The organism is Vaginisenegalia massiliensis, assembly GCF_900604935.1.
Lineage (GTDB): Bacteria > Bacillota > Bacilli > Lactobacillales > Aerococcaceae > Vaginisenegalia > Vaginisenegalia massiliensis.
Map to the genome: position 1 here is coordinate 31926 of NZ_UWPC01000003.1, position 12601 is coordinate 44526.

Below are 12601 nucleotides of genomic sequence, written 5' to 3' on the forward strand. Positions count from 1 at the left end.
TTCTAAAAATTTGGTGCTTCTGGAAGATAAGAAAGACTAGAAAATTTATTGTATTCTTTTTTAAAGAGTAGTTTAACTGTATCACGAGCTCCAGACCGGTTTTTAGCTAAAATAACTTCTACCGTATTATCCGGTAAATCATCTTGATGGCCACTATCTTCATCCCCATCTTGTTGATGATAGTCTTCTCGATAGAGGAAAGCAACAATATCAGCATCTTGTTCAATTGATCCTGATTCCCGAATATCACTCAATATAGGGCGCTTATTCTGTCTTTGTTCAAGTCCCCGTGATAATTGAGATAAAGCAATAACTGGCAACTGCAATTCTTTAGCTAATTTCTTCAATTGACGTGAAATTTCAGATACTTCTTGTTGACGATTTTCACGTCCAGTTCCTTCAATCAATTGCAAATAATCAATAACGACCAAACCAAGTTCTGGTATTTCTTGTTTTAAGCGGCGACATTTAGCCCGAATTTCAGATACTTTAATCCCTGCTGAATCATCAATAAAAATTTGGGCATCTTTTAAGGTGTCGGTAGCAACTGTAAAACTAGCCCATTCTTCATCAGTTAACTGGCCAGTCTTCATGTTAGAGGCATTAATATTACCTTCAGCGCACAACATCCGATAAACTAAGTCCACAGCTCCCATCTCAAGCGAGAAGATTACTACAGGTACTTTAGCCTTGGTAGCTACGTTTTGAGCGATGTTTAAGGCAAAAGCGGTTTTACCTACCGATGGACGAGCTGCAATAATAATCAATTGATCAGGCTGAAAACCACTAGTCATTCGATCTAAATCAATATATCCCGTTGGTAACCCGACAATTTCCCGATGCTCTTCCGATAATTTAACCACACGCTCGAAGGCTTCCGCCACCAGATATTTCATTTCTTTTGGCTTATTCTTTTGACTATTTTCGCCAATAGATAATATTAATTTTTCACTGCGATCAATAATATTATCTACTTCATCGCCTTCTTCATAGGCATCATTAGAAATCGTTTGGGTTGCGGCGATTAAACGTCGTAAGGTCGACTTATCTTTAACAATATGGGCATATTCTTCCACATTAGCTGAGGAAGGTGTATAGGTGGAAACCTCAACTAAATAATCATGGCCGCCCACATTTTCTAATTCATCATAAGCATCTAATTGATTGACTAAAGTGACAACATCAATAATTCCTGTTTTATCAAAAATTTTGTTCATGGCAGCAAAAATCAGTTGGTGAGACCGTTTATAAAAATCGTCCTCTTCAATGATAGCTTGAACAGCTCCCATTTTTATTGGATCAATGATTAATGAACCTAAGACTGACATTTCTGCTTCAATACTATATGGTAATGTTTTTTCAAATACTGTCTGTTCCACGTATTCACCTTCTCTCATTCTCACTGATTAAGTGTACTAAAATTTACCCTATATTTCAATAAAAAAAGAGCTCTCTCAGTTCGCTAATTACGAATAAAAAGGGCTCTTTTTTGCGATTAAACTTTATTTTTCAATCACATGAACACGAATGTTAGCTGTAACTTCATGGTGTAATTTGACTTCAACATTATGATATCCTAACGAAGATAAATTATGTGTCATTTGAATTTTTCGTTTATCAATCGCAATTGAATATTGTTTTTCAAGCTCTTGAGCAACTTGTTTAGATGGAATTGTTCCAAATAGACGACCATCATCACCGGATTTAGCTTCAATCTCAACAACTGTTTTTTCGTCTTCAATGATTGTTTTTAATTTTTTCGCTTCTGCTAATTCTTCAGCTGCAATCCGTTTTTTGGCTTCATTTTCTGCATTTAATTGACTCATAGCTGAATTATCCGCTAACTTGGCCAAATTATTTTTAATTAGATAATTACGACCATAGCCATCAGAAACTTCAATCACTTGGCCTTTTTTTCCTTGTTTTTTAACATCTTGTAATAAGATAACTTTCATTTTGATTCCTCCAACATATTGATTATTTCTTCCTTCAATTGCTGTGCAACTTTTTGAGTGCTTGTCTGTTTAATTTGGGTAGCTGCATTAGATAAATGACCGCCTCCGTTTAATTTTTCCATAATCGTTTGAACATTAATATCTCCCAAACTCCGCGCACTTACAGCAACTGTATCTTTATCTCGTCGATATACAACAAAGGATGCTTCTATATCTTTTAATTTTAATAGTTCATCAGCTGATTGAGCCGCCATAACCGTCGAATATATCTCCTGATCATCAGCTTCCACGATAGCAATTCCCGTAAACGGAAAACTTACCTGATCAATTAACCGATTACGTTGCTTAATACTGGCAATATCTTCTTTTAAAAATCGTTGGATTTGCACCATGTCCGCACCTTTGGATTTGAGGTAAGAAGCTGCATCGAAGGTTCGTGAACTCGTCCGTTGAGCAAAATTATTTGTATCTACGATTATTCCAGCAAGTAATGCAGTCGCATCAAATTTTGAAAGAGTTTTTCTATTGTTTCGCATATAAATAAAGAACTCGGTGATTAATTCTGAAGTTGATGAAGCCGATGGTTCAATAAAAGTAAGGACAGAATGTTCTGGAAAATCTTCACTCCTGCGATGATGGTCAATAATCACAACGTCATGATGACAAACCAAATCTTTTGCTTCGCTTAATAGTGGACGATGGTGGTCGACCATAATAATTAAGGATTGATCAGTTACCTTTTCAGTAACTGCTTCAGGTGTAATAAATATCTGTGCCCAATCTTTTTGAATAGAGGCATCTGATAGTAGATGCTGTACATTATGATTTAAGGTATCTTGATTTAAGATAATTCTAACTGATTTTTTATAACTTGAAATTAAGCGAAACAGACCAAGTGCCGAAGCAATGGAATCTAAGTCAGGCCGTTTATGCCCTACAATATATACTTGATCTGCTTGCTGAATGGAGTGTAATAATGCTTGAAAAACTAATTTTGAACGAACGATACTACGTTTATCACTTTGATGATTTTGTCCACCATAAAAACGTGCTTTTCCTTCAAGAGAACGAATAACGGTTTGATTTCCACCACGACCAAAGGCTAGCTCCAGATTCTTTTGGGCCTGATTCGCTATTTGATTAAAATCATATGTCTCTGCTTGCGAATAACTGATGGCTAAGCTAATAGAAGTAGGGACGTGTTTGATAAACTCTTTTTGCCTAATTTCCTCTAGATGTTTGAACTTTTCATGTTCCATTTTTTCTAGCATGGCTAAATTTGCAATCATAATGTATTGATCATCATCTAAACGTTTTAGATAGAAGTTGTCGCGATTAGACCATTTAGTGAAATCTTTTAATAATTCGGTTTTGAACTGAGCTTCTTCTTGATCTGTCATTGTTTGAACTAATTCATCATAGTCATCTAAATAGATATAACCTAAGACTAAACGATCGTGTTTACGTTGCTCATTTAAACGATATTCTATATCAATGTCTAAAAAGTAGAAAGATTGGTCTTCTGCTTTATGCATAACTTTATAATATTTATTTTGAAAAGAACAAATATGCCATTGATGATCATCTTTAATTGATTTTAAAACATTCAATTCTTCAACAATTTCACTTAGTTCTTGTCCTAACACCGTTTTGTTGCCAACCATTTTCTGAAAACCTGGATTTGCCCATTTAACTCGATAATTGTTATCATATATTAAAATTGCCAAGGGTGATTGAAACAGGGCATCATTTTGAATCATTTTAGTTTTCTTTGACAATTCATTTGCTAAGATATTCGTTTCTTTCAAGAAATTTTTATAGTTGAATACACCAAATATCAACAGTAATAATAGAAAAAATAAAAGTAGCCAGCCAATCTGTACTTTAAAGATAAAGGCTACAACCATAATACTTAGATAGATTATCAAAAGAGTATAAATTTGCCAACTCATAGCTAGTGAATGAAAAACATCAAAAAACTCTTTCCATTTACTCTTCAAAAAAATATCACCTCACTACCACTATAATAGCCTATTTTACCACATTTTTCATACTTTCGCCATGTCATAATGTTTCACGTGAAACACCATTACAAAAAAAAAAAAAGAGTGCCGAAGCACTCTTTCTATTAATTTATTAATCTTGTACTGTGAATGGTAGTAAGCCCATAACACGTGCACGTTTGATAGCTACAGCTAATTTACGTTGGTGTTTAGCGCTTGTTCCCGTTACACGGCGTGGTAAAATTTTTCCTTTTTCAGAAATAAATTTCTTTAATAAATCAACATCTTTGTAATCAATATATTCAATATGATTTGCAGAGAAGAAACATACTTTTTTTCTTCTTCTTCCGCCACGACGTTGTCCAGCCATTAGAATTCCTCCTTATTTAATCTTAAAACGGTAGGTCATCTTCAGAAATATCAATTGGCCGTCCATCTTCAATAAATGGAGAGGAGACTGACTGATTATTATTGAAAGATGAGAAATTTGAATTATTGTTATTTGCTTGATAATTAGATGCTTGGTTTTGGTAGCCTTGATTAGCAGGACGTTGATCACCAACTGGACGTTGCTCAGTAACAGAACGTGGTTCAAGTAAATCAAAGTTATTTACGACTACTTCTGTAACATAAACTTTTTGACCTTGTTGGTTATCATAAGATCGAGTTTGAATTCGACCTTCAATACCTACTAACGATCCTTTGCGAGTAAAATTAGCAAAGTTTTCAGCAGCTTTACGCCAAATCACACAATTGATAAAATCTGCTTCGCGTTCACCTTGTTGATTAGTAAAATTACGATTCACAGCGATTGAAAATGTACCAACAGCGGTACCTGATGAAGTAAATTTCAAATCAACTTCTCGAGTTAAGCGTCCGACCAGTTGAACTGTATTCATAATTTTCCTCCTAAAAGTGTTTCACGTGAAACAAATTAATCTTCAAGCTTGATAATCATATGACGTAAAATGTCACGACTGATTTTAGCTAAACGATCAAATTCATTGATCCCTTTTGCATCTGTAGCAGTAACGTTTACTAAGTGGTAGATACCTTCTTTGTAATCGTTAATTTCGTATGCAAAGCGTTTTTTAGCCCAGTCTTTAGATTCAACAATCTCCGTACCGTTATCTGTTAAGATACTATCGAAACGTTCTACTAATTCTTTCTTAGCATCATCGTTCATATCAGGACGAATAATATAAAGGATTTCATATTTAGTTGATTCCATCTGGTTGCACCTCCTTTTGGTCTATTGGCTCAAAATGAGCAAGGAGAGGATTGCTTATATAAGCAAATTCTCACATTTTAAGATTATACTACTTCTTAATGATTAAAACAATCATTTTTTAAAAGAATTTATTCTTCATCACTATCATCATCTTCGCTAGCTAAACTTTGATCAATTTCTGTAGCTTCAACTTCGATAGCTCCTTCAGATTTTAAGATTTTAGTGATGGAACTTACTTTGGCTGTATCATCCAGTTTAATCATTCGAACACCCAAAGTTGCCCGCGAAGTCATCGAAATACTTGCAATACTAAAGCGGATAACAACCCCTTGATCCGTCATAATCATCAGATCTTCATTACCATCAGTAGCAACAATTCCAGCTAGTTTACCGCTCTTTTCACTGATGTTAGACGTTTTAACCCCTTTACCACCCCGATTTTTCACTGCATATTCTTTCGCAGGGGTTCGTTTACCGTAACCTTTTTCGGTCACAACTAGGACTTCGCTGTCTTCATTTAAAACAGCGGCCCCGACTACATAATCCTCAGACCGTAGTTTAATACCTCGAACTCCTGTCGCCGTGCGTCCCATCAAACGAACATCATTTTCACTAAAGGTCATAGCATATCCTTCATGAGTTCCGATAATAATCGTTTGTTGACCATTCGTAATCAACACATTAACTAATTGATCGTCCTCTTTCATGTTAATAGCAATTAGGCCGTTATTACGAATATTACCATAAGCTTTGGCTTCAGTCCGTTTAACAGTACCTTGATGGGTTACAAAAAATAGATTTTGTACAGATTCAGTCTGATTAATTGGAACTATTTCTTTAACAAATTCATTCTTTTCAATATTCAGTAAATTAACAACTGGAATTCCTTTAGCAGTTCGACCATATTCAGGAATTTCATATGCTTTCAATTGATATACTTTACCACGATTTGTAAAGAAGAGTAATTGATCATGGGTTGAACACGATACTAGACTTTGGATATCGTCATCATCAGCCATACCCATACCTTTAACTCCACGACCTCCACGATTTTGCACCTGAAACTCATCTTCGGTCATGCGTTTGATATAACCATTAGCCGTTAAAGCAATAAGAACATCTTCTTCTTCAATCAGATCTTCATCATCCAAGCTTAAGAGTTCACCAATTCTCAATTCTGTCCGACGAGGATCATTATAGCGTTGTTTGATGTCTAATAATTCATCTTCAATAATTTCTAACAAACGAGCTTCACTTGCTAAAATTTCATTTAAACGTCGGATCAATTCCATTAAATTATTATATTCAGCATCAATTTTTTCTCTTTCTAAACCGGTCAACCGAACTAAGCGCATATCCAAAATCGCTTGAGCTTGAATCGGTGTAAAGGCAAATTGTTCCATTAATTCTTGTTTTGCTACTTCCGAATCACGAGATCCCCGAATGATTGCAATAATTTGATCAATGACATCAAGCGCTTTTCGTAATCCTTCTAAAATATGGGCCCGATCTTCTGCTTTTTTCTTTTCAAAAAGGGTACGACGACGAACAACTTCTTCTTGATGCTCAAGATATTTAGTTAATATGTCTTTCAAAGAAAGAATTTTAGGTACTCCTTGGTCGATGGCTAACATATTAAAACCAAAAGAAGTTTGAAGTGGGGTATATTTATACAAATTGTTCAATACAACAGAGGCTGATTGATCGCGACGCACTTCTACGACAATCCGCATTCCTTCACGGCCAGATTCATCCGCTACATAAGTAATACCTTCAATCTTTTTCTCACGTGCTAATTCCGCAATTCGTTCGACCACTCGAGCTTTGTTAACAGCATAAGGTAATTCAGTTACGATAATCCGTTCTTTATCATGGGCCATTTGTTCAATTTCAACTCGGCTACGCACAATAATTTTGCCCTTACCTGTTTGATAGGCTTTACGGATACCGGATTTACCCATCACGATACCACCCGTTGGAAAATCAGGCCCAGGTAGAACTTCCATTAATTCACTCACTGTAACTTCCCGATTTTTTATCAGTAAAACGAGAGCATCAATAACTTCACCTAAGTTATGTGGCGGAATGTTAGTTGCCATCCCAACAGCAATACCTGAAGCTCCATTTACCAATAGGTTAGGGAAGCGAGCTGGTAAAACAACCGGTTCTTTCTCTTCTTGCGAGTAATTATCTTGGAAATCAATCGTATCCTTATTGATATCTTTCAGCATTTCCGTTGCAATACGACTCATACGAGCTTCCGTATAACGCATAGCCGCAGCACCATCACCATCCACTGAACCAAAGTTACCATGTCCATCGACTAACATTTGCCGATAAGAGAACGGTTGAGCCATTCTGACCATAGCTTCATAGATAGCTGAGTCTCCATGAGGGTGATATTTACCCATGACATCCCCAACAATCCGGGCTGATTTCTTATGTGGTTTATCCGGGGTAACCCCTAATTCATTCATTCCAAATAAAATTCGGCGATGAACCGGTTTAAGGCCATCTCGAACATCTGGAAGAGCACGAGCCACGATAACACTCATGGCATAATCTAAAAATGAGGTCCGCATTTCATCAGGTAAATTGATTGTCTCAAATTCGCGCGGACTTTCACCGAATATTTCAGTCATGATTTATCTTTCCTTTCTTCCAGTTGTTAAATATCTAGATTTTGAACATAAACCGCATTCTCTTCGATAAAGAGACGACGAGGTTCAACCTCATCTCCCATCAACATTTGCATAACTTGGTCAGATTCAATAGCATCTTCAACCGAAACTTTTAATAGACGGCGATTAGCGGGATTCATAGTTGTTTCCCAAAGTTGTTCATAGTCCATTTCTCCAAGACCTTTATAACGTTGAATTGTGTATTTAGCTTCTGGATTCTCTTTTTGCCAATTTTTTAAAGCTTCATCGCTATCAATATAGGTTTCTTTTTTACCTTGTTTAATTTGATATAAAGGAGGTTGTGCAATATAAACATAGCCAGCATCTAATAATGGACGCATATATCGAAAGACAAGTGTTAATAAAAGAGTACGAATATGAGCGCCATCGACATCAGCATCAGTCATAATGATTAATTTATGGTAACGAGCTTTTTCGACATCAAATTCGCCACCAAAGCCAGTACCCATGGCGGTAAATAGCGACCGAATTTCTTCGTTATTTAAAATGCGATCCATGGTTGCTTTTTCAACGTTCAAAATTTTTCCACGAATTGGTAGAATAGCTTGATACATCCGCGAACGTCCTTGTTTAGCTGACCCACCGGCTGAGTCTCCTTCGACGATAAAAAGTTCACATTTTTCAGCTTCTTTACTCGAGCAATCGGCTAATTTACCTGGAAGATTCGAAATTTCCAATACATTTTTACGTCGAGTCATTTCACGCGCTCGTTTTGCTGCATTACGGGCTTTTGATGCTAGAATCCCTTTATCAACAATCATTCTTGCAACTTTAGGATTTTCTAACATAAAAGTTTCAAATCCAGTAGAGAATAAACGGTCAGTAATGGCTCTGACTTCTGAATTGCCTAATTTAGTCTTTGTTTGACCTTCAAATTGAGGATCTGGATGTTTTACAGAAATAATAGCGGTTAAACCTTCTCGAGCATCTTCTCCAATTAAGTTTTCATCATTTTCCTTGATTAAGTTCATTTTACGAGCATAATCATTCACGACCCGAGTTAAAGCTGCTTTAAAACCAGATTCGTGGGTTCCACCTTCGTGTGTATGAATATTATTAGCAAACGAAACAATATTCATGTGATAACCATCCGTATATTGCATAGAAACCTCAACTTGAATATCATCGACTTGATCTTCAATATAGATAGGTTCATCAAAAAGAACGGTCTTATCTTTATTTATATACTCAACATAAGATTTAATACCGCCTTCAAAATAAAATGAATCATGTTTTTGGCGGTCCTCACGTTTATCTTCGATAGAAATACGTAAACCTTTATTTAAAAAGGCTAATTCGCGCACACGTTTCATTAATTTTTCGTAATTAAAATCAGTTGTTTCAGTAAAAATAGCCGGATCTGGAACAAAATTCACGCGAGTTCCAGTTTCATCTGAACTTCCGACAATCGCTAAGTCACCTTGAACCAAACCACGATGATAAGTTTGTTGATACAAATTACCATTACGGGATACTTGTACTGTTAATTCAGTTGATAACGCATTTACAACCGAAGCACCTACACCGTGTAAGCCACCGGACACTTTGTATCCACCACCGCCGAATTTTCCTCCAGCATGCAAAACAGTAAAGACTGTTTCAACCGCAGGTCGACCAGTTTTCGTTTGAATATCAACAGGAATCCCACGACCATTATCCACAACGGTAATACTATTATTAGCTTCAATAAATACTTCAATATGATCACAGTAACCGGCTAAAGCTTCGTCGATTGAATTATCCACAATTTCCCAGACTAAGTGGTGCAAACCTTCGCCACTGGTCGAACCAATGTACATACCTGGTCGCTTACGAACGGCTTCTAAACCTTCGAGGACTTGAATTTGATTGGCATCATAAGCCGTTTGATTAAGATTTTCAACCATTTAATGATTCTCCTTTATAAACATTTGCATTTTCCACATAAAAAATATCCGCATCAGATAATTGATGAAGTTTCAAACCTTGAATTGTCGCGGTTGTTAAAAAGGTTTGAACTTTTTTTTCAATATAAGACATAAGTAAATGCTGACGGGCATCATCTAATTCTGATAAGACATCATCCAGTAAGAGGATGGGATATTCTCCCTTTAATTCTTTCATTAATTCAATTTCAGCCAATTTTAAACTTAAGACAGTTGTTCGTTGTTGACCTTGTGAAGCAAAATCTACCGCTTTCTTGTCATTAATATATAACCCTAAATCATCACGATGAGGACCATATAAAGTTGTTGCTTGATCCTTTTCACGAATAAAAGAGCATTCAAATAAAGCTTGAAACTGACTTTTTAATTCAGCTTCATCTACTTGATAATCTAAGTGAGAACTTGAAGCAAGATACATCATGCCTAGTTGATCACGCTCATTTGATAAGGCTTGATGAATGGGTTGAGCTAGCTGATTTAACGATGTAACAAAATTGGAACGATAACGCACAATACTCACAGCACGGTCAATTAATTGTTGAGTTAAGATACTAAAATAAACATTATCAAATTGATTTGAATGACTATATTGCTTTAAGTAAGTATTTCGCTGTTTTAAAATACGATTGTATTCTAGTAATTCATTCAGATAAACAGGGTGAGATTGGCCCAATTCACTATCCAAAAATTTTCTTCTAAAAGCAGGTGAACCTTTAATTAGTTGCATATCTTCAGGGGCAAAAAGAATAACATTCAACTTGCCAATAAAATGACTTAATTTAGCTTGTTCTAGGTGATTATATTTAGCTTTTTTACCTTTATTAGTCAAAATCAATTCTAAGGGAAATTCAAAATGTTCAGTCTCGACTAAACCAGTAACACGAGCAGAATTTTCATGCCAACGAATCATTTCATTATCATGATTAGATCGGTGACTCTTTGCTAGCGATAACAAAAAAATGGCCTCAAGGAGATTTGTTTTTCCTTGAGCATTTTCACCGGTTAATATGGTTAGTCCATGATTGAACTCCAAATTTAATTGTGGGTAATTACGAAAATTTTCTAAGTTTAATTGTTTAAGTCTCATGAATCCATCGTTTGAACAGTTGAATGGATGGTCAGCTCCAAATCTTCATCAACTAGATGAATGCAATCACCGTGACTTAATTTTTTGCCACGACGATTTTCTGGTTCATCGTTAACATAGATGGTATGCTCAGCTAAATACCATTTAGCCATTCCACCACTGCCAATAATACTTTCATGTTTAAGTAATTGACCTAGAGTAATAAAGCTATCGTTAATTTCAACTAATTTCTTTGTCATATCATCACCTATATCCCTTAATTTACATTTTAAATTATACCCTTTTAATAGCTAAACTACAAATTTTTCTCAAAAATTATAGGCTCTATGCTTTTTAACTATAAAATTAGTTAAACGCCTTAAAATAAAAAAACAGGCTAAAATAGCCTGTTTTTTTAAAATTATAAATTTTAATGGGTTCTAATTGGCGTTAATAATTGTAACAATTGATTATTCTCTTGAACTTGTTCTACAACGGCAGAAAGTAATAAAGGACGTACAGGTGATTGGAAGCCAATTTTAACATCGACATCACCAAATGATTTCAAGGCGTCTTTCATATAATCAGGATTGAAAGAAATCTTAATAGCATCACCCTCTGCTAATTGATAAGCAATCTCTTCAGCTAGATGACCTGCTTCATTACCTTGAACCGATAACTCAACTTTCTGATCATCAATTTCAAGCTGAACAACATTATTTTTACCTTCATGAGCCATTAAAGAAGCTCGATCAATAGCAGCTAAGAATTCATTGGCATTCACAATTAATTCCGTTTGATGTGAATTTGGAATTAAACGATCTGTTTCCGGATAATTTCCTTCAAGAAGGCGAGAATAAATGGTTAAGTTATCCACAGTAAAGATGACTTGTTGAGCCATTAAAGTCATATACAATTCTTGATTATCTTCAACAATACGACTTAATTCAATCATAGTCTTTTTAGGAATCGTTAGGGTTTGATCGGTTAAAGATAATTCATTTTGATTCAAAGGAATCGTTCGTTTACTCAAACGATGACTATCAGTTGCAACGGCACTTAATTGATCAACCTTTAAACTAAAATTAATGCCTGTTAGGATTGGACGACTTTCTTGATTGGAAGTCGCAAACACTGTTTGGTTAATCATTTGTTTAAATAAGAGAGTTGGTAGAGCAATTTTTTGATCAGAACTAATTTCTGGTAATTGAGGATATTGTTGACCATCTACACCATTGATTTCAAAAACAACTGTTCCAGATGAAATGGTAGCTAAAAAATTCTCATTTACTTCAATGGTAACTTCCGGGGTAGGTAATTTTTTGATAACTTCATTAAATAAGCGAGCTGGTAAAACGATAGAACCTGTTTTTTCAATGGTTAATTTAATTTGATCATCAGCTTGAGGTAAATAACTTTCAATTGAGATGTCAGCATCTGAACCGATTAAGGTTAATCCTTGATGGCTAGCTGTAACTTTAATACCTGTTAAGACTGGGATGGTCGCTTTTGATGAAATAGCTCGAGTGACATGACTTAATTGATTAATCAAGGCTTGTCTTTGAATGGTAAATTTCATGATGTTACTCCTTTTTATTCAATATAAATTATTATAAATAAATAGTAATAGTAATAGGGGCTGTTAATCATGTTCAAAAGAGGCTTAAAGCTAGCCCAAGGAACAGATTAGCATGTTAACAAGGGTGTCAATAAATCGAC

At 35.3% G+C, this 12601-nt stretch carries 11 protein-coding genes; all 11 read right to left on the reverse strand.

The window, feature by feature from the left end; all coding sequences use genetic code 11:
- Positions 1-2: 2 nt before the first annotated feature.
- The 11 genes from dnaB to dnaN all read right to left on the reverse strand — a co-directional run bounded on the left by dnaB (position 3) and on the right by dnaN (position 12461).
- Positions 3-1379: a replicative DNA helicase gene (gene dnaB, locus EIH20_RS02290; protein ID WP_277423376.1), complete on the reverse strand. Its 1377-nt coding sequence runs from the start codon at positions 1377-1379 to the stop codon at positions 3-5.
- A 123-nt stretch (positions 1380-1502) separates the two neighbouring features.
- Positions 1503-1955 (reverse strand): 50S ribosomal protein L9, encoded by a 453-nt coding sequence (gene rplI, locus EIH20_RS02295; protein WP_124057749.1) that lies wholly within the window; start codon positions 1953-1955, stop codon positions 1503-1505.
- On the reverse strand, positions 1952-3955 hold the full coding sequence (locus tag EIH20_RS02300) for a DHH family phosphoesterase (RefSeq protein WP_124057750.1): 2004 nt from the start codon (positions 3953-3955) through the stop codon (positions 1952-1954). The genes rplI and EIH20_RS02300 overlap by 4 nt, the downstream gene beginning before the upstream one ends.
- Before the next feature lie 136 nt (positions 3956-4091).
- Positions 4092-4328: a 30S ribosomal protein S18 gene (gene rpsR / locus EIH20_RS02305; protein ID WP_124057751.1), complete on the reverse strand. Its 237-nt coding sequence runs from the start codon at positions 4326-4328 to the stop codon at positions 4092-4094.
- Between the two features lie 22 nt (positions 4329-4350).
- On the reverse strand, positions 4351-4860 hold the full coding sequence (ssb, locus tag EIH20_RS02310) for a single-stranded DNA-binding protein (RefSeq protein ID WP_206424092.1): 510 nt from the start codon (positions 4858-4860) through the stop codon (positions 4351-4353).
- 32 nt (positions 4861-4892) lie between these two features.
- Positions 4893-5189: a 30S ribosomal protein S6 gene (gene rpsF, locus EIH20_RS02315; protein WP_124057753.1), complete on the reverse strand. Its 297-nt coding sequence runs from the start codon at positions 5187-5189 to the stop codon at positions 4893-4895.
- Positions 5190-5317: 128 nt separating this feature from the next.
- Positions 5318-7831, reverse strand: a complete 2514-nt coding sequence (gene gyrA / locus EIH20_RS02320) for a DNA gyrase subunit A (protein ID WP_124057754.1) — start codon at positions 7829-7831, stop codon at positions 5318-5320.
- Positions 7832-7857: 26 nt separating this feature from the next.
- Positions 7858-9777, reverse strand: coding sequence for a DNA topoisomerase (ATP-hydrolyzing) subunit B (gene gyrB, locus EIH20_RS02325; protein ID WP_124057755.1), 1920 nt, complete (start codon positions 9775-9777; stop codon positions 7858-7860).
- A complete protein-coding gene (gene recF, locus EIH20_RS02330; RefSeq protein WP_124057756.1) occupies positions 9770-10903 on the reverse strand; it encodes a DNA replication/repair protein RecF in 1134 nt (377 codons plus the stop codon). Before recF ends, gyrB begins: the two co-directional genes overlap by 8 nt.
- Positions 10900-11142, reverse strand: a complete 243-nt coding sequence (gene yaaA, locus EIH20_RS02335; protein WP_124057757.1) for a S4 domain-containing protein YaaA — start codon at positions 11140-11142, stop codon at positions 10900-10902. Before yaaA ends, recF begins: the two co-directional genes overlap by 4 nt.
- 170 nt (positions 11143-11312) lie before the next feature.
- Entirely contained in the window at positions 11313-12461 is a 1149-nt protein-coding gene (dnaN, locus tag EIH20_RS02340) for a DNA polymerase III subunit beta (protein WP_124057758.1), read from the reverse strand.
- Between the last annotated feature and the right edge of the window lie 140 nt (positions 12462-12601).